Source organism: Blastococcus saxobsidens DD2 (assembly GCF_000284015.1).
GTDB lineage: Bacteria > Actinomycetota > Actinomycetes > Mycobacteriales > Geodermatophilaceae > Blastococcus > Blastococcus saxobsidens_A.
On record NC_016943.1, the window covers coordinates 2,626,313 to 2,653,192 of the forward strand.

The 26,880-nt window shown below is 72.5% G+C and carries 21 protein-coding genes; 5 read left to right on the top strand and 16 right to left on the bottom strand.

Features of this window, described 5'->3' with window-relative positions:
* Positions 1–214 precede the first annotated feature (214 nt).
* The 10 genes from BLASA_RS25065 to BLASA_RS12485 all read right to left on the bottom strand — a co-directional run bounded on the left by BLASA_RS25065 (position 215) and on the right by BLASA_RS12485 (position 13,794).
* Complete coding sequence (locus tag BLASA_RS25065; RefSeq protein ID WP_166486541.1) at positions 215–526, bottom strand: hypothetical protein; 312 nt, start codon at positions 524–526, stop codon at positions 215–217.
* Positions 527–556: 30 nt separating this feature from the next.
* Positions 557–2,683 (bottom strand): S8 family serine peptidase, encoded by a 2,127-nt coding sequence (locus tag BLASA_RS24575; protein WP_014376508.1) that lies wholly within the window; start codon positions 2,681–2,683, stop codon positions 557–559.
* Between the two features lie 203 nt (positions 2,684–2,886).
* Positions 2,887–4,143, bottom strand: a complete 1,257-nt coding sequence (locus BLASA_RS12445; protein ID WP_014376509.1) for a hypothetical protein — start codon at positions 4,141–4,143, stop codon at positions 2,887–2,889.
* Positions 4,140–6,029, bottom strand: a complete 1,890-nt coding sequence (locus BLASA_RS23490) for a hypothetical protein (RefSeq protein WP_014376510.1) — start codon at positions 6,027–6,029, stop codon at positions 4,140–4,142. Before BLASA_RS23490 ends, BLASA_RS12445 begins: the two co-directional genes overlap by 4 nt.
* The gene (locus tag BLASA_RS12455; protein WP_051004977.1) at positions 6,026–7,234 is read right to left on the bottom strand and encodes a patatin-like phospholipase family protein; all 1,209 of its coding nucleotides are present in this window, start codon (positions 7,232–7,234) and stop codon (positions 6,026–6,028) included. The genes BLASA_RS23490 and BLASA_RS12455 overlap by 4 nt, the downstream gene beginning before the upstream one ends.
* 104 nt (positions 7,235–7,338) lie before the next feature.
* The gene (locus BLASA_RS12460) at positions 7,339–7,572 is read right to left on the bottom strand and encodes a hypothetical protein (protein ID WP_014376512.1); all 234 of its coding nucleotides are present in this window, start codon (positions 7,570–7,572) and stop codon (positions 7,339–7,341) included.
* Between the two features lie 184 nt (positions 7,573–7,756).
* Positions 7,757–10,048, bottom strand: a complete 2,292-nt coding sequence (locus BLASA_RS12465) for a hypothetical protein (protein ID WP_014376513.1) — start codon at positions 10,046–10,048, stop codon at positions 7,757–7,759.
* 220 nt (positions 10,049–10,268) lie between these two features.
* Positions 10,269–11,051 carry an AfsR/SARP family transcriptional regulator gene (locus BLASA_RS12470; protein WP_231839458.1) on the bottom strand — a complete coding sequence of 261 codons (783 nt, stop codon included), beginning with the start codon at positions 11,049–11,051 and terminating at the stop codon, positions 10,269–10,271.
* A gap of 598 nt (positions 11,052–11,649) precedes the next feature.
* Positions 11,650–12,816, bottom strand: a complete 1,167-nt coding sequence (locus tag BLASA_RS12480; protein WP_041775741.1) for an MFS transporter — start codon at positions 12,814–12,816, stop codon at positions 11,650–11,652.
* A gap of 168 nt (positions 12,817–12,984) precedes the next feature.
* Positions 12,985–13,794 carry an alpha/beta fold hydrolase gene (locus BLASA_RS12485; protein ID WP_041776460.1) on the bottom strand — a complete coding sequence of 270 codons (810 nt, stop codon included), beginning with the start codon at positions 13,792–13,794 and terminating at the stop codon, positions 12,985–12,987.
* A gap of 197 nt (positions 13,795–13,991) precedes the next feature.
* On the opposite strand from BLASA_RS12485, the gene BLASA_RS12490 reads away from it, so the two are divergent.
* Both BLASA_RS12490 and BLASA_RS12495 read left to right on the top strand, forming a co-directional pair.
* Positions 13,992–15,506 (top strand): flavin-containing monooxygenase, encoded by a 1,515-nt coding sequence (locus tag BLASA_RS12490; protein ID WP_014376518.1) that lies wholly within the window; start codon positions 13,992–13,994, stop codon positions 15,504–15,506.
* A 72-nt stretch (positions 15,507–15,578) separates the two neighbouring features.
* Positions 15,579–16,400: an alpha/beta fold hydrolase gene (locus BLASA_RS12495; protein WP_014376519.1), complete on the top strand. Its 822-nt coding sequence runs from the start codon at positions 15,579–15,581 to the stop codon at positions 16,398–16,400.
* Between the two features lie 171 nt (positions 16,401–16,571).
* On the opposite strand, the gene BLASA_RS12500 is transcribed toward BLASA_RS12495, so the two are convergent.
* Entirely contained in the window at positions 16,572–16,934 is a 363-nt protein-coding gene (locus BLASA_RS12500; RefSeq protein ID WP_014376520.1) for a hypothetical protein, read from the bottom strand.
* Positions 16,935–16,975: 41 nt separating this feature from the next.
* The gene (locus BLASA_RS12505) at positions 16,976–18,346 is read right to left on the bottom strand and encodes an FAD-binding oxidoreductase (RefSeq protein WP_014376521.1); all 1,371 of its coding nucleotides are present in this window, start codon (positions 18,344–18,346) and stop codon (positions 16,976–16,978) included.
* Positions 18,347–18,507: 161 nt separating this feature from the next.
* On the opposite strand from BLASA_RS12505, the gene BLASA_RS12510 reads away from it, so the two are divergent.
* Positions 18,508–21,387 (top strand): helix-turn-helix transcriptional regulator, encoded by a 2,880-nt coding sequence (locus tag BLASA_RS12510; RefSeq protein ID WP_014376522.1) that lies wholly within the window; start codon positions 18,508–18,510, stop codon positions 21,385–21,387.
* 11 nt (positions 21,388–21,398) lie between these two features.
* On the opposite strand, the gene BLASA_RS12515 is transcribed toward BLASA_RS12510, so the two are convergent.
* Positions 21,399–21,656 (bottom strand): nickel-binding protein, encoded by a 258-nt coding sequence (locus tag BLASA_RS12515; protein ID WP_197536216.1) that lies wholly within the window; start codon positions 21,654–21,656, stop codon positions 21,399–21,401.
* Between the two features lie 226 nt (positions 21,657–21,882).
* On the opposite strand from BLASA_RS12515, the gene BLASA_RS12520 reads away from it, so the two are divergent.
* The gene (locus BLASA_RS12520) at positions 21,883–22,251 is read left to right on the top strand and encodes a hypothetical protein (RefSeq protein WP_231839459.1); all 369 of its coding nucleotides are present in this window, start codon (positions 21,883–21,885) and stop codon (positions 22,249–22,251) included.
* Positions 22,252–22,348: 97 nt separating this feature from the next.
* Here the strand turns inward: BLASA_RS12520 and BLASA_RS12525 are convergent, their stop codons facing one another.
* Together BLASA_RS12525 and BLASA_RS12530 are read right to left on the bottom strand one after the other, a co-directional pair.
* Positions 22,349–22,777, bottom strand: a complete 429-nt coding sequence (locus tag BLASA_RS12525) for an SAM-dependent methyltransferase (protein WP_166486542.1) — start codon at positions 22,775–22,777, stop codon at positions 22,349–22,351.
* A 55-nt stretch (positions 22,778–22,832) separates the two neighbouring features.
* Positions 22,833–24,656, bottom strand: coding sequence for a flavin-containing monooxygenase (locus tag BLASA_RS12530; RefSeq protein ID WP_014376526.1), 1,824 nt, complete (start codon positions 24,654–24,656; stop codon positions 22,833–22,835).
* A 134-nt stretch (positions 24,657–24,790) separates the two neighbouring features.
* Here BLASA_RS12530 and BLASA_RS12535 point away from each other — a divergent pair, with 134 nt between their 5' ends.
* Positions 24,791–26,086 carry a GAF domain-containing protein gene (locus tag BLASA_RS12535; protein ID WP_014376527.1) on the top strand — a complete coding sequence of 432 codons (1,296 nt, stop codon included), beginning with the start codon at positions 24,791–24,793 and terminating at the stop codon, positions 26,084–26,086.
* Here BLASA_RS12535 and BLASA_RS12540 read toward each other — a convergent pair.
* Positions 26,033–26,827, bottom strand: coding sequence for a crotonase/enoyl-CoA hydratase family protein (locus tag BLASA_RS12540; protein ID WP_014376528.1), 795 nt, complete (start codon positions 26,825–26,827; stop codon positions 26,033–26,035). The two genes, BLASA_RS12535 and BLASA_RS12540, sit on opposite strands and share 54 nt — an antisense overlap.
* Positions 26,828–26,880 lie beyond the last annotated feature (53 nt).

Consider the following 26,880-nt stretch of genomic DNA (forward strand, 5'->3'; position numbering starts at 1 on the left):
CCGCATCGGGACGGGCGTCTCCACGTGGGGACGGCGGAGGACGCGTGGACCCGCTCCAGTGCTGGTGCACTGGACGACCCGGGCCGGCGCTGTCCGGCGGCCCGGTTCCTGACAGGAAACACCGGCCGCGTCACCGCCGCGTCACCGCCGCCGCACTGCCGCACCTCGGCGCGGCCATCTCGGTCCGAGCCCCGCCAGGAGCCGACTCGCACCGTCACCCGGCGCTCGGTTGAGGGGGTGGCCGTGTGGAGGTACGGAAGGGATCGACCCGGCCCTCGGCCCAGACCTGCACCACCCCCGGCCGCTGCTCGATGGACGCGATGGCGTCCTGCGTGTCGACCGTGCCCCGGATGACCACCGTCGGGCCACCGGCTGCGCCCCCGGAGGACATCGGCACCGGGTCGAAGTCCGGATCGCGGGTGAAGCCCGGCAGGGACGCCCCCAGGTCCAGCGCGGCCAGCGGCGCGGTGACCGGCGGCGCGCTGAGCTCCACCATCACGGTCAATGGGGAGCCCGGCGCGGACACTGTGCCTCCTGGGGGGACGACGCGCCGAGCCTAGCCGTGCCGGAGGGCCGCCCGGCGCTGCCGGGCGGCCCGACCGGGCCGCCCAGCGGCCGTCAGACGTACCACTTGTGCCACATGGCGTGGTCGCCGCCGATGGCGAAGACGTCGATGCGGTCGGGCCCCCAGGAGACGGCGGCGGGGTTGCTGTACAGGTGCCCGCCCAGGCCCTCCCAGCCGCGCCAGGCGCTGCCGTCCCACCACTTGTGGAACAGCTGCCGGTCGTTGCCGACGACGAAGCAGTCCAGCCGGTTCGGTGCCCAGGACGACACCCCCACGCCGTCGGTGCAGAACCCGCCCAGGCTCTCCCAGCCGCGCCAGACGCTGCCGTCCCACCACCGGTGCCACATGGCGTGGTCGCCGCCGACTGGCGAAGACGTCGATGCGGTCGGGCCCCCACGGAGACGGCGCGGGTTGCTGTACAGGTGCCCGCCCAGGCCCTCCCAGCCGCGTCCAGACGCTGCCGTCCCACCACTTGTGGAACAGCTGCCGGTCGTTGCCGACGACGAAGCAGTCCAGCCGGTTCGGTGCCCAGGACGACACCCCCACGCCGTCGGTGCAGAACCCGCCCAGGCTCTCCCAGCCCGACCAGGCCGCCGGCCGGGCGACCTCGTCGTAGGCGGCCTTGGCCCGCAGGATGCCGGCGCCGGAGTGCCGGTCGAAGCCGGCCGGCCCGATGTCCTTGGCGGTGGACTTGATCGCCGACAGGGCTTGGCTCTGCGTGAGCCCGGGAACTCCCTGCTTCATCAGCGCCACCACGCCGGCCGCGATGGGCGTGGCCGCCGAGGTGCCGCTGTCGCTGTCGAACCATCCCTTGAAGTGGGTCACCGAGCAGAAGTCGGGCTTGTCGGGGTGCAGGGCCGCCGGTCCCTGGCTGCTGTAGCCGACGAACTGCTCGTTGCGGTTGACCGCCCCCACCGTGATGACGCGTTCGTGCCCGTTGGCGCCCCAGATGCTGCGGCCCGGTCCGGTGTCGCCACCGCAGCGGCCGTCCGGGCAGGACCCGCCACAGTTGCCGGCCGCGAACAGCACGAGGATCCCCTCGTCGATCGCCTCGAGCACCTTGCGCGTGAACGGGTGGGTGGGGTTCTTCACGTAGTCCGGTGCCCAGGTCTCCTGGAACATGCCCCAGCTGTTGGTCAGCACGTGCGGGGTGCCGTCGGCGCGGTGCCGGTCGATGGCCCACTGGAACGCCTGGAGCGCGTCGGACAGCGCGCCGCCGTCGGAGATGCGCAGGTCGTACAGCTGCGCCTTCGGCGCCATGCCCAGGACGTCGGTGCCGCACATCATGCCGTGGTCACCCCAGGCCGCGGCCGTCGTGCCCCAGCTGGCCACCGGCCACCCGCCGATCACGCGGGCGAGCTGGGCTCCCGACTCACCCTGCTTGATGGGCCGGCCCGCGGCGCGGATGCCGCCGTCCACCACGCCCACGACGATGCCGCTGCCGTCGATGCCCTTGCCCCAGATCCCGTTCACACCCAGGTACGTGGCGACGTCGGCGATCGTGCCCTTCGCGGTGCGCGGAGAGTAGTCGCAGGTGCCGATGGGGCAGGCCGCCATGGCCTCGGTCACCTTCAGGAAAGGCGCGGTGCCGTGGATCTCCTCCGGTGCCTCCGCGGGGGGCGCCGTGCCGGTCCGCTCGGCCGTGACGCTGAACGCGGCGACCGGCCCGTTGACGTACACCTTCACGACGGCGGGGTGCTGCTCGAGCTCGGCCACGCGGTCGTCGTCGACCGTGGCGAGGACGACGACGGTGTTCGCATCCGCGAGATCCGCTCCGGCGTCCCCGGCGAGGCCGCCGGGGGCCGACGTCAGCGGAACCGGCGGGAACCCGGGCTCCGCGTGCATCCCGGGGAGGTCGAGCGACTCGACGGTCGCCCCGAGCGAGTCCGCGGTGGCCTGCTCGCCGTTCCCGGACGGCAGCCGCAGCTCGACCAGGAACTGCCGGGCTCCCGAGGCGCCGGCGGTCCCGCTCATCGGCATCTCCCCCATGGCCGGTGCCGTCTCCTGCGCGGCCGCCCCCTCGGCAGGCTCCGCCCCCATGGTGCTGCGGGGCATCTCCGACTCCGACTCGTCCCGGCCGGCGTTCATGGCCGCAGCCGGCATCTCGCGATCGTCCATGGTCAGCTCCTCCTCGACCGATCGGGGCATCGGTGCGGCGCCAGCCTCCGCAGGCGGCGTCACCGCGCCGTCACAGGTGGCGTCGCCGCTGGTCGGGCCTGCGCAGACCACTCCCCGATCCACCGCGTCCTGTCGACATGTCCTCTCGACGCTGGTCCGGTGGCGGGGCGGCGACGTCCGGGCTGTCGCCGCGCGTCCACCAGCTAGGCGGGAACGGGGAAGACCACCTCGCTCCACAGGTCCCCGTGCACGGTGACCTGCCCCGGACACGCGACCGGGGCGTCGGCCCGGACCACCGTGTGGTTGTGCTCGGCCAGGGCATCGAGGAGCTGCCTCTTCGGGATGCTGTCCTGCCAGCGCTTCACCAGCCCCCACGGGAGCATGGCGACGTGCCCGTCGCGCCAGACGTCGTTGACGAAGGCCTTCGGCGTGGCGTTGTGCGAGCCGTGGTGTCCGACCTTGTACAGGACGGCGTCCTGGAGGAGAGCCGCCTTCTCCGGATCACGGAGCACGTGCTGCCAGGCGCCCTCCTGCGCGTCGCCCGGGAAGACCAGCCGCGTCCCGTGGACGTCGAGCACGAAGAACAGGCTCGTGTTGTTGACCGACCGCTCCAGGATGGACGCCGCGCCGAGCAAGTCCTCGTCGCTGGTGATCTTCGCGAGCCGCAGCGAACGCTTCGCCTCGGCCAGGTGCTCCGGCACCCGTCCATCCTCGGGCACGGCGAAGCGCGGCTCGAACAGCGGCGTGCCCTTCAACTCGACGTCGTCGGCACCGTCGTCGTCGAGTCGTAACCAGCCGGCGTTCTTCGGCGGGTCCATCCGCTTGAGGTCGTCGGGGTCTCGGGAGGGACCGAGCACATGGGCGACCGCGGCGCCGTCTGCCACGGAGATCCGGTTGCGCCGCTGGTCCGGCCGGGGCAGGAAGCGCACGCTGTGCGGCTGTGCGAAGCGTCGGCCGTTGCGCCCGAGGAGCCGGTCGGCCGCGTCGGCGTTGCGGAGCGAGTTGAGCGCGAACGATCGGGCCTCCGCGAGGGCGGCCGGCCATCTCCCCGGATCGACGCCGAGCGTGCGGCGGTCGATCAGCGCGGTCAGCCGGCGGGCGGTGTCGGACTGCTTGCGCCGCAGGGCGATCGCGTCCTCGTCCTGCGGGTCCTCGACGAACGGCAACCAGACCTCGCCGACGTGCACCTGTTCCCACGCCTCCTGGGTGAAGCCGGAGATGTGGTCGGCGTGGTGGTGCGTGGCCACGACGACGTCCAGCCGCGGGACGCCGTCGGGGCCGGCCGCGGACAGGTCGCCGATGATCGCCTCGACCGACTTCGCGATGCTCCGGACCTGCCCCTGGCTGTGCACCCCGCAGTCGACGAGCATCCGCCAGGGGCGGCCGTCGGTGTCGACCGTGACCAGGAAGGCATCGCCGAATCCGACGTTGTACATGCGCACCGCGACCGTGGTCGTCATGACGGCGTTCTCCCCGCCTCGTCGCCGTGCAGCGCGGCGAAGTCCAGTCGGTTGAGCGCCGGCTCGTCGGTCCACGCGCTGAGCGCATCCGACTGCTCGACCTGCTCGATCCAGTCGCACAGGGCGCGGAGGCGTTCCTCCCCGGCCTCGTGATGCCTGCGCCCTGCGTGTTCCGGCGGCAAGCCCGCCAACGTCTCCGGGGTCAACGGCAGCGGCTTGGCGACCATGAACTCCACCCGCCCGTCGACGCCGGCGATCAGGGTGGTGCCCGCCCGGAAGACGGGCCGCCGGTTCTCGTCGAGCGACTGGTCCTCCAGGTCCCTGCGGCGCTGGGTGAGGACGAGGATGATCTCCGGCCGGGGCTGCCGGTCGGCCGCCCGTCGGTAGGCGACGTGGACCCCGCGCAAGGCGATCCGGTACCGGCGGTCGAAACCGATGTCGGCGGCGTGCTCCCGCGCCCATGCCACGACCTGGCCGTACATCGACTCGTCCTCGTCCGGCGCGGCCGAGGTGACCGACGGTGCCGGGTCGTCGGGGTCGACACCGGGGGGAACCGACCGCGTGGGGCCTGCCGCGCCCCCGGGATCGAGGTCCATCGTCGCCGAGAGGATCCAGCCCTGCAGGTCGATGGAGGTCCCGGGGCCGTGCAGGTGGAGGCCGTCCGGGGACGGCCAGGACAGGGCCGAGTCCGCCAGCGAGGTCACGCGGGGCGGGTAGATGCCGCGGCGTCGCAAGGCCTCCACGAGCGTGCCGCGCAGGTTGTCGGTGTCGTCGGGGAACAGCGCGCGGTCGGCGGTGACGACGGCCCGCACCACGTCGCCGAACGTCACGTCGACGACCGGCAGGTAGTCGAAGGCGCGCACGACCATCCCGAGGAGGCGGTCGGCCATCCTCACCGCCTCGGCGGCGACACGGTCCACCAGATCCGGGTGCAGCCGGCCGGCCGGCAGGACGCCGGTGCCACCGGTGGCGATGCGCAGCAGGTCGGCGATCGCGGCCTGGTGGAGGTCGAGGTAGGCGTCGAACACGGCGGCGACGAAGCAGGCGCCACGCTCGTGCGGCTCGGTCGCCGTCTGGAAGCGGTCCGGCGTCCGCGGGGTGCCGATGGCCGACCGCAGCGCGGCACCCTGGCCGGTCGACTGACCGAACTCGCGGGCCAGGTCCACGATGGCTTCGCTCTTGCCGATGTCCCCCGACGTCGCGGTGACCGCGCGGACGACGACGTCACGGTGCACGAAGTGCTGGAAGAGCGCCACGAGGTCGGCGAACGCCTCGTGCCAGGCCAGCACGTCGGGGTTGGTCGGCTCCATGAAGTACGGCCGGATGCGGTGCACGATCGCGTGCGTCACCTCGTGCGCCACGATGTCCGACGACAGGCAGGTGAAGATGACCTGGCCCGGCAGGTTGGGTCCGGGGTCGCGCCGGTCGGCCTTGTAGTAGCCGAAGAGCACCGCCCGGCGGCCCGGGTCGAAGAACGCGTTGCGGCCCTCGAAGGCGTGCGGCACCAGCCGCAGCTTCTGCTCGCCCCGCCACCGGAAGCGCCGGCCGACGAACCGCTCGAACCGCTCGATCACGCTCATCGCCACGGCGTAGACGATCTGCTGGTGGGTCCGCGGATCGCTCTCCATCGGGAGCAGCCCGTCCTGCGCCAGCACGGCGAGGTCGTCCAGGACCAGCGGCTGGTACCAGGTGTCGCGGGTGGCGTCGAAGTCGACGACCTGCACCAGCTCACCGCAGGGGCCCGGTTGCAGGTCGTGCTCGAACGGTACGTCCAGGGTGAGGTACCGCCCCGACAGCCGGCTGGTCATCGGGTCGAACGCGAAGGCGCGCAGCCGGCGGCGGTCGGGAGCCCGCACGTACGGCGTGTTGCGGGTGGCGATCGTCATCCCCGCTGCTCCTCGGTCAGGGGGTGCTCCGGGTACGGCAGGGAGCCGGGCTCCAGGTGGCGGTCGACGAAGGACCGCAGCCCCGTGTCGCAGATGACGTAACCCCAGTTGATCAGCCGTTCCTGCGCGTCGTCGTCCAACCGGTCCAGCCTGGTCGGGATGGCGGCCAGCCGGGCGGTCACCGAGGGCGCTGCCTGGAGCGCCTCCGCCACCGGATAGTCGCCCACCTGGCTGCGGATGCCGACGTACATGCCCGTCCGACGCCCGGCCGCGAAGGCCGCGATCGCCTGACGCTTGCGCAGCGACCGCACCTGGTTGTCGATGACGTCGAGCACCCGGTGCATGTGCCCGGCCCAGTTGTCCGGCGGGTCGTCGTCCGCCGCCATGCGCCCGCCGGCGTCGCTGATGAGCACCCGCGCGCAGCGCTTCCAGGCCGTCTCCAGACCGAGGTTGTCGTAGACCCCGCCGTCGGACAGCCGGACCTCGCCCCGGAAGGACGGGTGGGCCAGGTCGTTGCCGTCGTCGGTCACCCACTCCTCGTGCCCGAGATCGACCGTGCACGGCGACAGCACCGGCGGGAAGGCCGACGATGCGGCGACGGCCACGGCCAGTGGCAGGTCGGGTGCGACCACCCGCCCGACGCGGTGGTCGCCCAGGTACGGCTTGCTGAAGCGCATGAGCACGCCGGACTGGAGGTTCGTCGCGTTGATGACGAACCGTGGCTCGTCGGGCAGGTCCTGCAGGGTGGCCTCGCCGAACAGGTGTTTCTGGTACGCCCTGATGACGCGGTCGGAGATCGACGTGAACGGCAGCACCGCGCCGGTCAGGACCGCCGAGACGTCGACGTGCTGGCGCGCCATGTGGCGGACCGGCTCGACGACGTGCTCGATGACGTCCGCCTCCGGGGCGATCCCGGCCGCGTCGAATCTCAGCTGCGACCAGTGCAACCCGAGCACGCCGGCGGCGAGCGAGCCGCCGGAGACACTGGAGACCCGGTCCAGCCGGGCCAGCAGACCCGCCTGGTTGAGCCGCCAGAGGACGCCGACGTGGAAGACCATCGCCCGATATCCGCCGCCCGACAGGCACAGGGCGGTGCCCCGACGGGTCGTGGGTGGCGACTCCCCGGGGAGCCGCCGCACCGGCTCGTCGACGAGTTCGACCTCCTCGAGCACCGGTGCCGACGTGCTCGTCCCCACGTCAGACATGCGGAAGCCCCGATCCAGTCCGATGGTCGACGCTCGACGCGGCCTCGATCGCGCGTCCCCGACCACGGTGTCAGCGACACCGTCACAGCACCGTCACCGCTGCATCACCGGATCCCGGTGCGGCGACGGTTGTCCCGCCTCGGGGGACGCGACCCAGTCCGTCCGCGGCGGACGACCTCCGGGACCTCGGAGAGCATCGACAGCACGACGTCCCGGTACTGCTCCTGGCCGAAGCGGCCCGTCCATTCCTCCGCGCCGCCGGTGGTGTCCAGGAGGAGCGTGTAGCGATAGGAGCCGGGCCGGTCCGGACGGAACGTGGTGAAGGTGGACAACGGCATGCATCCGCAGGCCGAAACTGGCGGTCGGCTCGAACGACTGGCCGGTCCCAGCCACCGGAGGTGCTCGGGACGCACAGGTCCCGACGCGGTGTGGCCCCGCGCCGGCGTGCAGGGCGAGCGCCACGCCGGCGCCGCCGGTGGCGGCTGGGGCGGTCACCCGGCCATCGTGGACCTCCAGCGGGACCTACGGGCTCGCGGAGTTCTTCGCCCTCGAGCGGCGTGCCGGCTTCCCGTCCCGTCCACCCGGGCCCCCCGCCCGCCGCGTCCCCCCGTCGTCGCCGGTCAGTGCCGTGATGGCGACCGCCGTCGCGTCGGCCTGCCGCCGGATGGTCTGGAGCACCGCCGAGTTGAGGTGCTTCTGCTCGAAGACGCCCACCATGCGCTCGGTGACCTCCCGGGCTCGGTCGGGGTTGCCGGCCTTGGCCTCGGCCAGGGCGAGGGTCCGCATCGCGGTGTTCAGGGTGATGTTGTCGACCCCACCCTCACCGACGGACGCCTGCTCGACCTCGGACAGCAACCGGATGCTCTCCTGCGGATCAGCAGATCGCACCCGGAGGATCCCGTCCGCGCCGAGGTCCTTGAAGTCCCGCTGGGCGTCGACGCCCTTCACCAGCCGGGCGTAGACGGCCAGCGGGTGCGCGGCGTGCTCCGCGAGCACGGTGTCGATCGCGGTGTTGCCGTGCCGCAGCAGGTCGCTGCTCGACCCCAGCAGGGCCAGCACCTGTCCTTGCTCCTCCCCCAGCAGGAGATCGCCGATCTCCTCGTCCTCGGCCGTCAGCGGCCGGCGGACGCGCAGCTCCAACGGGGCGGAGAGGACACGGGACCCGTCGTCGCCGAGGTAGACGGCGCGGAGCGCGTACCGGCCGGGTTGCTCGAACAGGTGACCATCGCCCCCGAACCCGATGTAGGCGCTGTCGTAGACGGCCGGTCGGTCCGGGTCCAGACGGACCCGGCGGTCGCCGTCGACGCAGTGGCGGAGCAGCGGCCGGAAGAGCACCGTTCGGCCCGAGGGCTGGCGGACGGCGACGGACACGAACTCGTCGTTGGGGTGCAGGTAGCCGTGCGTGGCCGTGCCCCGCAGGTCGGTCGCGCTGAGCTTGATCTCCACCACGACCGGCTCGCCGTAGGCGAACGTGCGCTTGGCCCGCAGCTCCAGCGCGAGACCGGACCGGTCGACCACCGGGTCGGCGAAGACTTCGGGGTCCATCTCGGTCTCCGCGGCGCCCGTGCCGAACGGGTGCGCTCCCATCACGACGTCCCGGTAGAAGCCGTGTCGCAGGTGCACCACTTCGTTCGCCGTGAAGGAAAAGGGAAAGGCACCCCAGTACGCCTGCTCACCGCCCGGGGCCGGCGGCGGCGGCTGGTACCGCCAGGGGTAGTTCATCCAGGACAGATCGGCCAGTCCCCCGTGGGGACTGGGGACGATCTTCTGCCAGGAGTGCAGGAGGTTGAACGCGTGTCCGAGCTCGTGCACGTAGGTGCGCAGCGCGGCGCGCCGGCTGGCCGGGTCGTCCCCCTTGACGGCGTCGTAGAAAACCGCGCAGCCCTGCCGCTGGAACGCGTCCGCATGGTCGAACATGATTCCCCGGTAGCCCTGGTCGTGGGCGGTGGCGACCAGCAGCCACACCTGCCAGCGAGGTGCGTTCGCGAACAGGCTCGAATGCTTGACCATCGCGTTGTGCAACTCGCTGTCGCTCCACCGGGGGGACGCCTCGACCCCGGCGTCCGAGACCGGCAGCACGTTGACCGCACCGGAGGACAGCAGCTGGATCCCGGCGTCGGCGTACGCCTGCGACACGGTGAGTCCCCGGGCCGGGACATCGGGCGGACACGGCAGCAGGTCGGTGTCGTAGGAGACGAGCGGCACGGCTCCCGCGACCGAGTCCTGCTCCCATACGACGGTGCGGAACCAGGGCGACACGTACGTGCAGGGGAAGGACGTGGCCGGGCCGTCGGTGGCGCCATCGCCGGCCATGGCATCCCCGGTGGTGTGCGCCACGGTGGAGAACCGCAGCTCCGCCGGCGCCTGGGCGGACCCGACCGGGACACGAGGCAGGACGACCGAGACCTGATGGGGGGTCGCATCCCAGGTGAACCGACCCCACCCCCGGACGGAGACCTCAGCGGAGGTGACGGTGGTCTCGGGCGTGTCCACGACGAAGGAGCCGAAGTAGCTCGTCGTCGCACCCGTCGTGGCGAAGAGGTCGCCGCTCAGCCGGTGCGTCGGCCGGCCACCGTCCACGTCGACGCGCAGCTCGACCTGCCACCCGGTGACCGAGCCCTGGTAGCGGCCGCTCACCGCGGTCGCGGTCCGGGCGGTGGTCCCCTCGGGAATGGCCGTGCGGTCCTCGGCGGGCAGCTCGGGGCCGGACGAGTCGGACGCCCCACCTCGGGGAACCGGGGCGCCGGGGTCGAGGACGTCCTCGGATGCAGCCACCCCGCCGTCGCGGCCGGTCGGGTCGAGCGTCGTCGTCATGACGGGCCTCCCTGGTTCCGCGACGGTTCCAGCGTCTGCGGATGCCGTCACGGCGTCGTCACCCCGCCGTCATCGGCGCGTCGAAGGGCCGGCCATGGCTGAGCCAGGAGGGGACGCAGGAGGCGAGTGCCGGAGGAGCCAGCCAGTACTCGACGTGCGCGTCGTCCACGAGAACGGGGCGTCGTCGCGGACGCGGACGACGACGGTCGTCTCCCTGACGCTAGGACGCGGCCGTCACCGATAGGCCACGGGCGCGCGGCCAGGAGCCGCCCGCAGGTCGCGGCGCCGGGTGAAGCCCCGCGACGAGCCGGGTCATGTGCTGGCTCGGCTGCACTCCCAGCTCATCGGCGAGGACGACCCGGAACTGCTCGTAGGCCCGCAGCGCCTCAGCGGCATTGCCTTCCGCCAGGTGCACACGGACGACAGTGCGGTGGGCGCTCTCCCGCAACGGCTCGGCGTGGACGGCTGCGTAGGCGGCCTGCAGCGCATCGCCGTACCGCCCCGCCGCGGCAAGCCGGGCGGCGACCTCCTCCAGCGCGTGCATGCGCAGCTGCCGCAGACGTTCACGCTCGAGCAGGACCCAGTCGTCGTACCAACCGGGCAGCAACTCGCCGCGCAGCCCCAGACCGGGGACGTCGACGTCGGCCAGGCAGCAGGTGGGGTCCCCGACCCGCCGGGCCCAGTCCCCCAGGTCCTGCACGTCCACCCGGACGCCGGCGGCCAGGGTGAGAACGCTGCCGGACGCGTGCAGCAGGCCCGGAGCCACCCGGTGCAGGCGCCACAGGGCCGAGCGGAGACTGCCGTGGGCATGTTCCTCCGGAACGTCGGGCCACAGGTGCCCGGCGATGGAGGCCCGCGGAGGTCGGCCGGCCAGGCACACGTGTGCCACCAGGCGCTGGACCCCGCGCGGGAGGTTGTCCACCGGTCCCCCGCCGGCTCCCTCACCGAGGTGGACGGAGAAGCCATCGAGCAACGAGATCCGCGGGGTCAGGACGACAGTCACGGCGAGGAACACCCCCCGGGGCACCTGCTGGCTGTGGGGCGATGAGGCGAAGGCCTCGGAGTGGAGATGCTCCGAGCGCTCGCCCCACGTGTCAATCCGTTGCTGTCCCGCGACGGACGAAACCGTCCAGCCAATCACCGACCGCATCCACGACCTCACGGGGTGACGATGCGAGAGCGACGAAGCGGTCTTCCTCTGACTCGTCGAGTCCGACCGCGGTCACGCGAGCCCGGAACTGATCAGTGCCGTCCTCGAGCCAGACCCGGAGAAGGAGCGCAGCGCTTCGGTCCTCGGGCACGGCCATCCTTCGCATGGTCGGTCATGCAGCGTCGGACTGCACGGCTTGCACGGGCGTCCTACGCCGCCGACCGAGAATGATCCTGCTGTTCCGTGAGGAACCGCGAGTGCACTCCCCCGACCTGATGAAGTCAATGGCATCCCGGAATGGACGCCGGGAACCCTCTCCGGTGGCCGACCTCAGGGCCGAAGCCGGATGCGCATGACCGGGTCGCCCCTCGGACACAGCTGAGCACCCTCGCTGATCAGTCATGCATGCCGCACGTCCGCCGCCCAGGGCCCAGCACGGCGCGCCGCGGCCTCATGAGCGACCGACGCTGAGCACGGTCAGGTAGGCGGCCAGCCCGAGGGCCAGGCATCCGGCGATGGCCGGGACGTAGGAACCGAAGGCATCGACAGCCGCACCTGCGAGCGGAGCGCCCAACGCCGACCCGATCCCCGCGCTCGTGTAGAGCACCCCCAGCAGTCCACCCAGGCGTGTGGTGCCGAAGCGCTCGGCGACGACTGCGGGACCGATCGCGACGAACCCCCCGTAGCCGACACCCAGCACGACGGCGAAGGCGACCAGCACGCCGTAACCGCCACCGAGGCCCCACAGCACGAAGCTCAGGCCCATGGTCAGGAAGCAGCCCTGGAAGGTGCGCAACGTACCGGTCCTCGCCGCCACCAGCCCGAGCAGCAGTCGACCGGCGGTGCTCGCCGCGCCGATCACGCCGACCAACGCCGCCGCCGCGACCGGGTCGACCCCGGCCTCCTCGGCGTATCCGGGCAGGTACACGAACGGGACGAACAGCGCGACGGCCATGAGGCCCGACGCCAGATACAGCCGGCGGTAGTCGCGGTTGCGCACGGCCTCGCGCAGCGTCAGCGCCGCCGGGCCGGCCTGCACCGGCGGGCGGCTGACGACCAGGGAGCAGGCCACGAGGACCACCGCGCCGGCCAGGCCCAGCACGAGGTGGGTGTTCCGCCACCCGAACTCGCCGATCAGCGCGGCGGCCAGCGGCGCGACGGTGAGTGTGCCCAGGCCTATCCCGGTCACCGCCACCCCGATCGCGAGCGTGCGACGTCGCTCGAACCATCCGCTGACCACAGCCACCATCGGGACATACGCGCAGGCCACTCCGATGCCGACCCCCAGGCCATAGGTGACCAGTCCGATCCACAGCTCACCGGCTTGCGATGTCGCGGCCAGTCCGGCGCCGAGGGCGAGGCCACCGACCAGCAGCACCCGCCGAGGGCCGTAGCGGTCCACCGCAACGCCGCTGAGGGCGCCGAGGCCGAAGTACGTGAGCGAGGTCAGGGCGAAGAAGACCGACGTCGTGCCACGACCGGATCCGAACTCCTCCGCCATCGGCTCGAGGAACGCGCCGAAGGAGTAGGCGATCCCGAACGAGACGAACATCGCGGCGAACGCCGCGGCGACCATCACCCAGCCACGGATCGAGTCGACCGATGCAGAGGGTCGCATGCCGGAGGAGGGTACGAGACCCGCACACGACCGCCGGGAACCGCGAAACCAGATCCCGGCGCTCAGCGTCCTGGACGCCCCGGACCGTCGGTCGAGGACACACCCTCCGACCGGCCCGGGAAGAGGTGACGGCCGGCTGGACGGCCCAGGCCGGCCTGAACGGGCACCTCAGGTGCGGCTGGGCACTCCCGAATCCACGCTCGCGACGTGCTCGGCGAGGATCCGGTTGACCTCGTCGGCCGCCTCGAGGGCGACGGAGTGGCCGACCCCCTGGACCACGACGCAGCGTCCGTTCGGCGCGGTGGCGGCGATCCCTTCCGACAGCGGCACCTCGTAGGCGTGGTCTTCCGCGCCGGCGATGGCGAGCACCGGCACCGACGTCCCGGCGAGTTCCTCCCGCACGGCGGTGCGGTAGACGACTCCGTGGGCGGCGTCGCCGATGGACGGACCGAGATCCACCATGTACTCGCGCCACGGCCCGGTCAGGTCCGGACGCTCCGCCAGGCTGGTGTCGCCGAACATGATGTACATCAACGTGTCGATGACGTCGCGCGCCCCATGTCCCTGCATGTGCTCGACGAGCGGACCGAACTCGGCCTTCTTGCCCTCCTCGTCGCCGGAGGACCCCAGTGCGACCGCCGACCGGAGCAGCTCGGGACGTCGCGCAGCCAGGCGCAGGGCGACGAAGCCGCCCATCGAGTTGCCGATGAAGTGGCAGGGCGCGAGGCCGAGGGTCTCGATCAGAGCGGCGGCGTCGTCGGCCAACGTGTCCATGTCCAGCTGGTCGACCGGTGCCGCGGCGCTCCGCCCCTGGCCCCGGTTGTCGTAGGTGACCACTCGGTACTCACCGGAGAAGCGCCCGACCTGGGCGGCGAACATGTCGGCGTTGAAGAACAGTGAATGGCAGAAGACGAGGGCGGGCGCGTCGCGCGGACCGACGTCCTGGACGTAGAGCTCGGTGCCGTTCACGGAGACCATGGTCACAGGAGCTCCCTCATCCAGAGTGGGACAGGAGACCGCACTGTCTCAGCGACCGTGCGCTCTGACAACTCCATCCCGGACCCGACCACATCCCGAGCCCGCGTGCGGACAGCCGTGCCAGGGACTTCCCGCAGCAGTCGACACACCGGTACCGTCTGTGGCTCACATCACAGCATCACTGTGGAGGTCGGCCCATGACCGTGACCGAGCAGCGCACCGCCCCGGAGCGACGCGACGACCCGTCCCACCCGCAGCACGTCGACGTCCTCATCGTCGGGGCCGGCGTCTCCGGTATCGGCGCCGCACACCACCTGCAGGAGCGCTTTCCGGAGAAGTCGTTCCTGCTCCTCGACGCGCAGGACGACCGCGGCGGCACGTGGTGGACCCACAGGTACCCAGGCGTGCGGTCCGACAGCGACCTGTTCACCTACGGCTACCGCTTCAAGCCCTGGCGCGGTCCCTCCATCGCGGCCGGCGAGGAGATCCTCAACTACCTGGACGAGGTCATCGCCGAGGACGACCTGGCGTCGCGCATCCGCTACCAGCACCGGGTGACCGCAGCCAGCTGGTCGAGCGAGGACCGGCGGTGGACGGTGCAGGTCACCCGGGTGGACACCGGCGAGGACCTCCGGTTCACCACCGACTTCCTCTGGATGTGCCAGGGCTACTACAACCACGCCCAGCCCTACCAGCCACGCTGGGAGGGCATGGACCGCTTCGAGGGGCAGGTCCTGCACCCGCAGCAGTGGCCCGACGACCTGGACCTCACCGGGAAGCGCGTCGTCGTCATCGGTTCGGGCTCCACCGCTGCGACGCTGATCCCGGCCATCGCCCAGCAGGCGGCGCACGTGACCATGCTGCAGCGCTCGCCGTCCTACTTCCTCGCCCCGCCGCTCACGCACGAGCTCGCGGTGACGCTGCGCCAGCTGGAGATCCCCGAGGAGTGGACCCACGAGATCCTCCGCCGCGCCTACACCGCCCAGTTCAACGAGCTGGCCCGGCTGGCGCACGAGGCGCCGGACGAGCTGCACGCGTTCCTCATGGAGTCCATGAAGCCGCTGCTCCCCGAGGACTTCGACGTCGACAAGCACTTCACCCCCCGCTACCGCCCGTGGCAGCAGCGCATCGCGATCGTCCCGGAAGGCGACCTCTTCGCGGCGCTCCGGGAAGGCAAGGCCTCGATCGTCACCGACACCATCGAGACCTTCACCGAGAAGGGGATCCGGGTCAGCTCCGGGGAGGAGCTCGAGGCCGACGTCGTCGTCACCGCCACGGGCTTCAACCTGTCGGTCCTCGGGGACGTCGCCTTCACCGTGGACGGCGCGGCGGTGGACTTCACCGAACGCGTCACGTGGCGCGGCCTGATGATCAGCGGGGTCCCCAACATGGCCTACGTCTTCGGCTACTTCCGGCACAGCTGGACGCTGCGCGTGGACCTGGTCAGCGACCTCGTGATCCGGTTGATGGAGACCATGCAGCTCAAGGACGCGACCATGGTCGTCCCGACGCTGCGCGACGAGGACGCCGGCATGCAGCTGCGCCCGTGGTCGGACCCGGAGGACTTCAACGCCGGCTACGTCATGCGCTCCCAGCACGTGCTGTTCAAGCAGGGCGACCGCGAGCCGTGGACGCACATGCTCGAGCACGGGGCCGAGATGGAGATCCTGCCGAAGGCCGACCTCGAGGACGGTTCGCTCCTCTACCGGTGACCCAGTCCGGCCTGCCCAAGAACTCCCGGCGGGCGCCGTGCCCGCCGGGCCCCGACGAGGTGAGGAGTCCCCATGCCGCAGACGGCCGTCCGGACCGGAGTCACGCTGAACTACGAGGTGAGCGGCGAGGGCGATCCGCTGCTGCTCATCATGGGGACGTCGGGATCGATCCCGCTCTGGGGCGAGATCGTCCCCCGGCTGGCCGAGCGGTACCGGGTGATCGCCTACGACAACCGGGGGTTGGGTGGCAGCGAGCGCGGAAACGGGCCGATCTCCGTGGCCTCCCTGGCCGAGGACGCGTCGGCACTGCTCGAGGCGCTCGACGTCCCTCGCGCGCACGTCATGGGCTGGTCGCTCGGCTCCGCGATCCTGCAGGAGCTGGCCCTGGCCCACCCGGAGCAGGTCGCCACCGCGGTCATGTACGCCAGCTGGGGCCGGTGCGACGGTTTCCAGCGGTCCGTCCTCGCCGCGCTGCGGCACCCCTACGCCACGAGGGACATGGAGGCGGCGCTGGCCGCGGCCGGCATCGCCTTCTCACCGCAGCTGCTCGACCACCCGGACTTCGAGCAGATGCTGGAGCCGATGCTGCCGGCGTTCCCGCAGACCGAGGACCAGATGCAGGTCACCGTCGAGCAGTGGGACGCCGATCTGGCGCACGACACCCTCGACCGGCTCGGCGGGATCACCGCCCCCACCCTGGTGATCGTGGGCGAGCAGGATCTGCTGACGCCGCCCTGGCAGGCGAAGAAGGTCGCGGACGCAGTCCCGGGGGCGCGCTTCGAGCTGCTGACCGGACCGGGATCGAGCCACGGCGTGCACGTCGAGCGCCCCGAGGACGTGGTGCGCATCGTGACCGGCTTCCTGAGCGAGCACACCCTGCTGCAGTCGAGCTGACTGCCCGACTTGCATCGGGACGGTCAGCCGTGCTCGGACCGGCCGGGGCACAGCCGTGTGCGCATGCGCCGTGTCGCCGTCCGGACACGGAGGTGAGCCCCACCTGGGTGGGGGCAGCGGCCGCACCCTGGTGCGGTGCGGCCGCTACCTCCCATGGGGGGACGGCGACGCCTATGCGGAGCCGCCCTGCAGGTGGCGGACGACCTCCTCGAGCTCGGCGGTCGGCGAGACGTCGAGGTACTCGCAGTCCTCGAGCGCCTCCGGAGCGTGCCCGGGGGCCCAGTAGAAGGCCTGCCCCGCCTCGTAGGTCGAGTCGCCGTCCTTGGTGTGCATGACCAGTCGGCCGGAGATCATGTAGCCCCAGTGCGGACAGGGGCAGAGGTCACCCGGCAGGCCGGCCAGGCCCGGCCGGAGGTCCGCTCCCGCAGGCAGGCGAACCCAGGCGATGTTGTTCTCGCCGGCCCGGTCGGTCCGGAACTCGACACCTCCTTCCTCGATCGCCATGGGCAGGTCGGTGCGGTCGATGACGCGCATGATGTCTCCTCGGTTCTGGCGGCGCGGCTGCGCTGATCGGATCAGGGCTCGATGTTCTGGTTCAGGTGGAACAGGTTGCCGGGGTCGTAGCGTCGCTTCACCTCCCGCAGCCGGGCGTGGTTGCTGCCGTAGTTGGCGCCGGCCCGCGACTGGTCGTCGGCCGACGCGAAGTTGACGTAGCCGCCCGCCTCCGAGTGCGGGGCGATCGCTGCGTAGTAGTCGCGGACCCACGCGGTGTTCCGCTCGTTGTCGGCCGGGTCCGGCCACATCCCGGCGATCACCGGCGCGAACGACGCGTCGCGGTGCCCGAACGCCGTGGCGTCGCCCGCGACGTCGTGGACGGCGCCGTTGATCGGGTAGAGGTGCACCGTGGAGTTGACGGTGGGCACCTTCGGCCCGTGCGCCATGTGCGCGGTGATCGCCTCGTCGGTCAGCTCGCGCACGAAGGCGGCCTTCCAGTAGTGCTGCAGCCCCGGCGGTACCAGGCCGTCGAACGCGCTGTTGAGCGCCGCGTACGGCATCTCGCCGATGTGCTCGGCGACCGGGCGGGCCACCTGCCGGAAGCCGTCGAGGATGCGCTCGCCCTCGGCGGGGCTGCCCGTCCAGCAGGACACCAGGGCCACGAACGGCTCCCCGGCCCGGTTCTCCGGCACGAACGGCAGCGGGGGTGCGATCTGGAAGGCCGGGAAGCCCCCGTACTCGCGCGGCGCCGTCCGGATGAACTCCCGGAAGTGCGTGAGGATCGCCGCGCCGTCGGACAGCTCGAAGAACATCGGGCCGCCGTAGACGGTGGTCACCGGGTGCAGCCGGTAGGTGAACCGGGTGACCGCACCGAAGTTGCCGCCACCGCCCCGCAGCGCCCAGAACAGGTCCGGATGCTCGGAATCGCTCGCGGTCACGACCGACCCGTCGGCGGTCACCACCTCGGCCGACAGCAGGTTGTCGCAGGAGAGCCCGTAGCCGCGGCAGAGGTACCCGATGCCACCGCCGAGGGTCAGGCCCCCGACGCCGGTGGTGGAGATGATGCCGCCGGTCGTGGCCAGGCCGTGGGCGGCGGTGACGTCGTTGAAGCGCCCCCACGTGGTCCCTCCCCCGGCCGTGGCCGTACGGACGTCGTCGTCGACGTCCACCGCCTGCATGGCCGACAGGTCGGCCACGATCGCGTCGTCCGCCGTGCCGAAACCCGGCACGCTGTGCCCGCCGCCGCGCACGGCCAGCGGACTGCCGGTGTCGGCGGCGTACCGGACGGTGGCCACCACATCGGCCGTGTTCGTGCACCGGACCACCGCCGCCGGGTGCGCGTCGATCATGGCGTTGTAGACGTGCCGGGCGTCCTCGTAGTCCTCGTCCCCGGGGCGGACCAGAGGCCCGCTCACCCGCTCGGCGAGGGTGTCGAGTGCTGACATGACCATGGCTGCTCCTCGGGATCGGTCCGCTGCTCCGGCGGGACGCAACCGACGCTAGGGACCGCCGGATGGCCGGCACATGACCAGAAGTGCGCGACTTCCCGCCGGCCGGGCATGGTCAGATCTGGTCATCGACGCCTGGCCGCGACGGGGCTAGCGTCGGGTTCGTGTCCGGCTGGGCGCCACCACCGCTGCCGGCGCGCTGGTCGTCGCCCGCGCGTCCGTCCTTCGTCGGCCGGTGGGCGGAGCTGGCCACCTTCGAGGAGGTCTGGTCGGCCGTCCTCGCCGGGAGCCGGCAGGTCGTCTTCGTCGGCGGTGAGCCGGGGGCCGGCAAGTCCCGGCTGCTGGCCGAGGTCGCGACGGCGGTGCACCGGCACGGTGCCGCCGTCCTGGTCGGGACCTGCGCCGCCGAGTTCGGGCCGCCCTACCAGCCCTTCGGGCAGCCGCTCGAGGCGCTGATCGGCGCCCGGGGCGACACCGCCCAGGACGAGCGGCTGTCCACCCTCGCGGGGCGGGGCTCGCCGGAGGACGCCGACGGGCCCTCGCACGAGCACCGCCGGGCGCTGTACGACGCGGCGGTCGACGCGCTCTGCGCGATCGCCGCTCGGCAGCCGCTCGTCCTCGCGCTGGAGGACCTGCACTGGGCAGGGCCGTCCTCGCTGCAGCTGCTCGCGCACCTCGTGGAGCGGACCGCGGACTGCCCGATGCTGCTGCTCGGCACCCACCGCACCACGGCGCCGGACCGGTCACCGGAGCTCGTCCGCGCCGTGGCGCAGCTGTACCGGCTCGACGGGGTGCGCCGCCTGGACCTGGCCGGCCTGGCCGCCGAGGACATTGCCGAGTACCTGGTCCAGGAGGGACACCTCTCCCCACGCGCAGCGCGCAGCGCCGCCACGGTGCTGCGGGACCAGACCGGCGGCAACCCCTTCTTCCTGCGTGAGCTGTGGCGCGACCACTCGGCGCGGGGCGGGGCGGACCTCATCGGGCGGCAGGCACCGGCGTCGGTCCGCGACACGATCCTCGCCCGGCTGGAACGCCTCACCCTGCCCGGGCGCCAGACCGCCGAGCTGGCCGCCGTCGTGGGCGAGGACGTCGACGTCGCGACGGTGCTCGCCGCGGCGCAGTGGGGCCGGGAGACCACTCTTGCCGGCCTGGACGAGGCCGTCGCCTTCGGTCTGCTCGAGCCCGTGCCGCCGTCGGACGACGTGCTGCGCTTCCCGCACGCCCTGTCCCGGCAGGCCGTCCTGGACCTCATGCCGGCCTCCCGCCGCCTGCAGCTGCACGCGGAGGTCGCGCAGGCGGTCGAGTCGACGGTGCCCGCGTCCGAGCGGCGAACCCAGCAACTGGCCTTCCACTACGCGCAGGCGCAGGCCCTCGGCCACGCGGGCAGAGCGGTGCGGTACCTGACCGACGCCGCCCGGTCCGCGGCGCGGAGCCTCGCCCACGAGGACGCCACGCGATGGTTCGAACAGGCCGCCGCCCTCAGCGAGGACGACGCCGAACGAAGCCGGCTGGTGCTCTCGGCGGCGGGCAGTCACCTGCTCGCCGGCGACTTCGCCCGCGCTCGGGCGCTCGCCGAGCAGGTGGCGATCGGCGCCGGCGGATCTGCCGAACGGCTGGCCGGCGCCATCGCCTACGAGGACGCGTCCTGGCGCCCCGGGCTCCCCGGGCACAGGGCGGTGCAGCTGCTCACCGACGCCCTGGCGGGGACCCACCCGGACCCGGCCGATCCCCGCTACGTCCGGGGCCTGGCCAGCCTCGGCCGGGCCATGGCCTTCACCGGTGCCACGGAGGAGGCCGGGGCCCTGGGCCGCCGGGCGGTCGACCTGGCCCGGGAACACGGGGACGACGAACTGCTCGCCCACGCCCTGCAGGCCAGTCTCTGGAACGGCCTGCGCCCGAAGGACGCGCCGGACAAGCTCGCCCGAGCCGGGGAGCTGTCCCGGCTGGCCGACCGGACGGGGGCGCTGGGGCATCTCGGCCCCGCCGCCTACTACCGCGGCGTCATCGCCTATCTGCAGGGTGAGCCGGTCGCCCTCGCGCAGGCCCATGACGACCTGGTCCGGATGGCCCGCGGCACGGGGCAGGCGTTCTTCGACTACATGGCCGGCTGCGTGAGCTACGCCCGGCAGTTCACCGCCGGGGACTTCGCCACGGCGCACCGCACCTGCGGGGCCCTGCTGGACCTGGGCACGTCCTTCGGCAGCGACGACACCGAAGGGCCGTGCGCGGTGCAGAGCTACATGATCCGGCGGGAACGCGGGGTGGTCGGGCACGTCCGGGGTCTGGTCACCGGCGACGAGCGACCCGAGGAGCACTGGGCGCCGGGTCTGCTCGCCCTCTACACCGAGCTGGAACTGGCCGGGCCGGCCGCGCGGCTGCTGGCCTGGCTGCTCGACGGCCGCCTGGCGGGTTTCGAGGACTCGGCGCAGTGGCCGTGCGTCCTGGCGTACGCCGTCGAGGCGGCGCTGTTCCTCGAGGATGAGGCGGCCGCCCGGGCGCTGCGCCCGATGATGGCCGAGTACGCCGGCACCAACCTGGTGGCCGGTCAGTTCGTCGCCGTGTTCGGCAGCGCCGATCGGTACCTCGGGGCCCTCGACTCACTGCTGGGCGACCCCGCGGAGGAGGAACTGGCCGCGGCCCTGGAGATGGACGCCCGGATGGGCTCGCCCCTGCACCAGGCCCACACCCTGGTGGCACAGGTGGTCCACGGCCGACGGGCGGGTGCCGACGCCCAGGTGCTGGACGACCTGGCCGGACAGGCTCGCCGGCTGGCTGAATTACTCGACCTCCGGCGCGTCCTTCGGCTCCTCGAGGGGCCGGTGCTGCGGCTCCCGTCGCCCCGGGGTCCCGCCGGCCTGACCGCTCGGGAGACCGAGGTGCTGCAACTGCTCGGCGAGGGGCTGCTGAACCGGGAGATCGCCGGGCGCCTGGTCATCAGCGAGAACACCGCCGCCAACCACGTGCGCAGCATCCTGGCCAAGACCGGGTCCGGGAACCGGACCCAGGCCGCGATGTTCGCCGCGGCTCACGGACTGCTGGAGTAGCCGACGCCCGCTCACATAGGGGTCAGCGAGCCGTCCGGGCGGAGCGTCCCGGTCATCTCGACGATGACGTCGGCGGGCAGTCCGGCGCGGGCTGCGGCGCGGCGGATCGCTTCGGCCGAGGGCGCCTCGTAGAGGCAGTACGTCTTGCGCTTGTCGGCGGACAGGAACGAGTAGAGCCACTGCACGCTTTCGTCGGAGTTGATCCGGTTGACGCCGTCCGCGTCGTCAGCCGTGAGTTCGAGGTCGTCGGCGTATCGGCGTTCGATCATGAAGACAGGCATCGGGCGGGCCCTTCGACGGGGTTCCGACCGTACTCGCGAATGCCCGTCGCGGACCGCGCGCCGTCTCCGGGTCCGGCCTGCGACGTTCGGGCGACGGACATCGCGGTGCACCACTGACCTCCTGTCGTCCCGGCCACCGAGGGCGGTCGGTTGGCCGTAGGTTGGTCGCGTCGCCGCGGAACAGCCATCCCGGGGTCCGCGCGGCGTGCACGACATGAGTCGAGAGGGGAAGCGGATGGCGGGCAACCGGCCTGACCCAGGAGAGTTCTTCGACCTGGCGCAGCGGATGCTGCGCGAGTTGTTCGGCGATCCGGGGAGCGATGACGAGCCGTGGGCGGAGGCGACGCGTCGCCCACCCGAGCGGGCCGGGACCCCGCACGCCAACCGCGAGCTCAGCGCCGAGCGGCAGCGCGAGAACCTCACGTTCGCGCTGGCCACGCGGGCCGTCGAGGCGCTCGAGGACCTGGCGCTCAACGTCGCGGCGATCCGTCAGCGTCTCGAGCGCACGGACCCGCAGGCCTCGGCAGCGGGGCCTGAGCAGAAAGGGCGAGGCCCGGACGGGGCTGGCACCGCCGGGCAGTGACCCGATCCGGCTGGGACCAGCCACAACTGGATGCGTCGGGCTACGTGCCCCTCGGAGATCACCGTGCCCGCGTCCTCCGGACAAAACCCTGGTGGACTCATGGCCCAGCAGTCGCCGGCCGCGTCGGTGACGTGCGCCGCAGGCGGTACCAGCGCGGCGCGGTCCGCTTGAGCGGGCCGGGCATCCCGGTCACGTCGGCGGGCTCCTCATCGGTGACCGCCCAGCCGGGAAAGGTCGACCCGACGTCCGTACGGCTGGCGCCGCGGGGCAGGAGCGGGCGCCGTCCGGGTCGGAAGGCGAGGACCAGCAGCGTGGCCTCCCGCGTCGCGACGGCGGTGAGCCTCTCCCCCATCGCCGCCCGCTGGGCGTCCGTCAGGCCGTGGAAGCACCCGACGTCGAGGAAGAAGTCGGTCTCGCCCACCTCGTCCCGTCGCAGGTGGGTGACGTCCCCCTCGATGAACCGCACCTCGTCCCCGCGACCGCAGGCCCGATCCTGGAGGAAGCGGCGCGGATGGGGATGCTCCACGCGGACAGCGACGAGATCCTGCGTCGGCTGCCGCGGGAGCACCCGTCCGCACCGATCACGCCAGGTGGTGCACCTCCTGGAGGCGGTACACCGGGGTCGACACCTCCTCGTACCGGGCCTTGAGCTGCAGCGCGAGGTAGAGCGAGTAGTGACGTGACTGGTGCAGGTTGCCGCCGTGGAACCACAGCGCCTCCTGCTGAGTGGGCTTCCACATGTTGCGCTGCTCCCCCTCCCACGGCCCCGGGTCCTTCGTGGTGTCGGAGCCGAGGCCCCACACCTTGCCGATCCTGTCCGCCACCTCCTGGCTGATCAGGTCCGCGGCCCAGCCGTTCATCGACCCGTAGCCGGTCGCGTACACCACCAGGTCGGCCGGCAGCTCGGTGCCGTCGTCCAGGACGACGGCGTCCTCGGTGAGGCGCACCACCTGGCCGTGCACGAGCTTCACCTGGCCGTCGGCCACGAGCTCCGCTGCGCCGACGTCGATGTAGTAGCCCGAGCCGCGGCGCAGGTACTTCATGAACAGTCCGGAGCCGTCGTCGCCCCAGTCGAGCCAGAAGCCGGCCTTCTCCAGGCGGTCGTAGAAGGCGGCATCCTTCTGCTTCATCTGCTCGTACAGCGGGATCTGGAACTCGTGCATGATCCGGTACGGCAGCGAGGCGAAGATCAGGTCCGCCTTCTCCGTCGTCACCCCGGCGGCCACCGCCTCCTCCGAGTACAGGGCGCCCAGCCCGATCTCCATGAGGCTGTCGCTCTTGACGATGTGGGTCGAGGAGCGCTGCACCATGGTGACGTCGGCGTCGTGTTCCCACAGCGCCCCGCAGATGTCGAAGGCGGAGTTGTTGCTGCCGATGACGACGACCCGCTTGCCCGCGTAGGCGTCTGGGCCCGGGTGCGCCGAGGAGTGCTGCTGGTCACCGCGGAACACCTCCTGCCCGGGGATGACCGGGATGCTCGGCTTGCCGGACATCCCGGTCGCCAGGACCAGCTGCTTCGGGCGCAGGGTGAGCGGCGTGCCTTCCCGCTCCACCTCCACCTTCCACTCGCCGAGCTCGGGGTCGAAGGCGGCCGAGGTCGCGGTGGTGCTGCCCCAGTAGGGCACCTCCATGACCCGCACGTAGGACTCGAGCCAGTCACCGATCTTGTCCTTGGGGGCGAACACCGGCCAGTTGTCCGGGAACTTCAGGTACGGCAGGTGGTCGTACCAGACCGGGTCGTGCAGGCAGAGGGACTTGTACCGCCCGCGCCACTGGTCGCCCGGCCGGGGGTGCTTGTCGACGACGAGGGCCGGGACGCCGAGCTGGCGCAGCCGGGCCCCGAGCGCGATGCCGCCCTGCCCGCCGCCGATGACGAGCACCTCGGGGTGGATGCCGACGCCGAGCTCGGCCTCCTCCTGCTGCCGTCGTTCCAGCCAGGTGCGGCGGTGCTTGTCGGCGCCGTGCACGGCACCCATCGGCCGGGCCGGCCCGCGCGGCTCCTCGAACCCCTTCAGCTCGTGCACCGTGGTGAGGAACGTCCACGCCTTCGGCGCGCCGTCCTCCTCGACGAGCCGCAGCAGGCCCCGGCCGCGCCCCACGGCGGTCTCGAAGGTGAACCACCCGGTGGTGACGCCGTCGGCCTCCTCGGGCGGCTCCGCCAGAGCGAAGGACGACGGATCGGTGCGCTCGAGCGTCGCGGTCAGCAGGTCGGTCACCCCGGCCGGGTTCTCGACGGTCGTGATGTTCCAGGTGAAGGCGATGAGGTCGCGCCAGAAGCTGGTGGTGGCGAACATCCCGGCCGCGCGCTCGACGTCGCGGGCGCGCAGCGCGTCGTCGAAGTCGGCGAGCCAGCGCTCCGCCCGCTGCGCCGGGGCCTGCGTGGTCGTGTCGAGGGTCTGCGTCATGCGGTCTGCCTCCTGCGGGCACCGTTCGGCGTGGTGTGATGGGGAGCACACCGCCCGTCGCCCGGCTGGGGAAGCGTTGCAGCGTGTTGCACGCAGCCGGCCCGGGCGCGGGAGGCCCGAGGTGGAGGTGCGGCATGACCGGCTACTCGGCGATCGCCCCGGGCACCGACCTGTCGCAGTACGCCCGGGTGCTGGTGCGCGTGCACGACGCGGTGCTCGGGGGCGGCCGGCCACCCGTGCGTCCCCGGGGTGTCGTCGCCCGCTCGTGGTCACGCGTCCTCGGTCTCGGACTCGACCCGTCCCGCACGAACGCCCGCGAGCCGCTGCTCCCCGACGAGGTCGAGCGACGACGCCGGTGCTCCCCCCTGCTACCGGTGATCGGCGAGCTCCGGCAGGTCCTGGGCGGCGTCGCCGACGCCTCGGCCTTCCTCATGGTCGTCACCGACGCCGACGGCGTCATCCTCTGGCGCGAGGGATCGGCCCGGATACGGCTGCGCGCCGACGCCCTGGGCTTCACCGAGGGCGCCCGGTGGACCGAGGGGACGGTGGGCACCAACGCCATCGGGACGGCGCTGGCCGAGGCGGCCCCGGTGCAGCTGTTCTCCGCCGAGCACTTCGAGCAGGCCCAGCACCCCTGGTACTGCACCGCCGCCCCCATCCACCACCCGGTCAGCGGGGACCTGCTGGGCATCGTCGACGTCAGCGGGCCTGCGCTGACCCTGCACCCCGTCATCGGCGCCCTCGTCGAGACCGCCGTCAAGCTGGCGGAGTCCCAGCTGTGGCGGCACCACGAGCTGCGGCTGGAGCGCGTGCGCCAGTCGGCCCGCGGTGTGCTGGCCACCGTCTCCGGCCCGCTGCTGCTCGTCGACGACCACGGCTGGGTGGCCCACCAGGCGGGCATCGCCGCACGCGACCGGGTCGCGGTGCCGCGCGGGGGCACGTTGCTCGCCGTCCCGGGCCTGGGGCTGTGCGCGCCGGAACGGGTCGGCGAGGGCTGGCTGGTCCGGCCGCGTGGGTCCGGGGACGACATCGTCGCCGAGCTGGACCTGACCGGCCCACCGGTGCTCCGGCTGCAGTCGCACACCGACCTGTGGGTGACCCCGCTGAGCCGGCGGCATGCCGGTGTCCTCGGCCTGCTGCAGCAGGCCGGCCGGCCGGGGCTGAGCGCCGCGCAACTGAGCACCGCCCTGTTCGGCGACGAGCAGCACTGCGTGACGGTCCGGGCAGAGATGTCGCGACTGCGGAAGGTCATCGGCGGCCTCGTCACCACGACCCCCTACCGACTCGCGGCCGGCGTCACCCTGAGAGTGGTCCGCCCCGACGACGAGGAACGCACCGTCCACCGAACGGACGCGCACCTCCCGCTGGACGCGGGGTCAGCGACCGCGCGCGCCGAGCCGCTGCCGGACGACGGCGACCTGCTCGGATGACCCGATCAGCGCGCGGAACTCGTCCTGCTCGGCCTGGAGCCCCTCGGCGAACGGCACCCGCCCGGCGAGGTCGAGCAGTCGCTTGCCGGCGCGCGTGGCGTTGCGGCTGTGACCGGCGATCTCCGCGGCGAGCGCGAGCGCCTGGACGAGCGGTTCGTCCGCCTCCCGGGTGGCCAGGCCGAGCCGCGCGGCCTCGGTGCCCGAGATCCGCCGCCCGGTGAGCGTGAGCTCCTTGGCGACGTCGCGGCCGACCAGCTCGGGCAGCAGCTGCGTACCGCACATGTCCGGGACCAGTCCCCACTGGACCTCCATGACCGACAGCTGCGCATCGGGTGCCACGATCCGGATGTCGGCCCCGAGGGCGATCTGCAGGCCGCCACCGAGAGCGACGCCGTGCACGGCGGCGATCACGGGCGCCGGCACCAGGGACCAGACGTGCACGGCCTGCTGGCCACGTGCCCGGGCAGCACCCAGCGGCTCGCGGGGCGCGACGACGCGGCCGGCCCCGTCCTCGGCCAGCGCGGCGAAGGACCCGAGGTCGAGCCCCGCGCAGAAGGCACGGCCTGCCCCGGTGAGGACGACGGCACCGACGTCGTCGCGGTCGATCAACTCGGTGCCGACGGCGATGAGCGCATCGAACATCGCCGCATCCAGTGCGTTGAGCTTCTCCGCGCGGTCCAGCCGGACGGTCGCCACGCCCTCGGTCACCTCGAGCGCCACCCGGCGCGGGACATCGGTCACCGGCGCTGTCTACGGTCCCGCTGCCGCTCGTGTCAACGAACGGCGGCGGGACC

Excerpts from the sequence above, each read along its gene's own strand:
- BLASA_RS24575 (WP_014376508.1), bottom strand. The coding sequence starts at position 2,683 with ATGGACGATCGCGAGATGCCGGCTGCGGCCATGAACGCCGGCCGGGAC.
- BLASA_RS12445 (WP_014376509.1), bottom strand. The coding sequence starts at position 4,143 with ATGACGACCACGGTCGCGGTGCGCATGTACAACGTCGGATTCGGCGAT.
- BLASA_RS23490 (WP_014376510.1), bottom strand. The coding sequence starts at position 6,029 with ATGACGATCGCCACCCGCAACACGCCGTACGTGCGGGCTCCCGACCGC.
- BLASA_RS12455 (WP_051004977.1), bottom strand. The coding sequence starts at position 7,234 with ATGTCTGACGTGGGGACGAGCACGTCGGCACCGGTGCTCGAGGAGGTC.
- BLASA_RS12460 (WP_014376512.1), bottom strand. The coding sequence starts at position 7,572 with ATGCCGTTGTCCACCTTCACCACGTTCCGTCCGGACCGGCCCGGCTCC.
- BLASA_RS12465 (WP_014376513.1), bottom strand. The coding sequence starts at position 10,048 with ATGACGACGACGCTCGACCCGACCGGCCGCGACGGCGGGGTGGCTGCA.
- BLASA_RS12480 (WP_041775741.1), bottom strand. The coding sequence starts at position 12,816 with ATGCGACCCTCTGCATCGGTCGACTCGATCCGTGGCTGGGTGATGGTC.
- BLASA_RS12485 (WP_041776460.1), bottom strand. The coding sequence starts at position 13,794 with ATGGTCTCCGTGAACGGCACCGAGCTCTACGTCCAGGACGTCGGTCCG.
- BLASA_RS12490 (WP_014376518.1), top strand. The coding sequence starts at position 13,992 with ATGACCGTGACCGAGCAGCGCACCGCCCCGGAGCGACGCGACGACCCG.
- BLASA_RS12495 (WP_014376519.1), top strand. The coding sequence starts at position 15,579 with ATGCCGCAGACGGCCGTCCGGACCGGAGTCACGCTGAACTACGAGGTG.
- BLASA_RS12500 (WP_014376520.1), bottom strand. The coding sequence starts at position 16,934 with ATGCGCGTCATCGACCGCACCGACCTGCCCATGGCGATCGAGGAAGGA.
- BLASA_RS12505 (WP_014376521.1), bottom strand. The coding sequence starts at position 18,346 with ATGGTCATGTCAGCACTCGACACCCTCGCCGAGCGGGTGAGCGGGCCT.
- BLASA_RS12515 (WP_197536216.1), bottom strand. The coding sequence starts at position 21,656 with ATGATCGAACGCCGATACGCCGACGACCTCGAACTCACGGCTGACGAC.
- BLASA_RS12520 (WP_231839459.1), top strand. The coding sequence starts at position 21,883 with ATGAGTCGAGAGGGGAAGCGGATGGCGGGCAACCGGCCTGACCCAGGA.
- BLASA_RS12530 (WP_014376526.1), bottom strand. The coding sequence starts at position 24,656 with ATGACGCAGACCCTCGACACGACCACGCAGGCCCCGGCGCAGCGGGCG.
- BLASA_RS12535 (WP_014376527.1), top strand. The coding sequence starts at position 24,791 with ATGACCGGCTACTCGGCGATCGCCCCGGGCACCGACCTGTCGCAGTAC.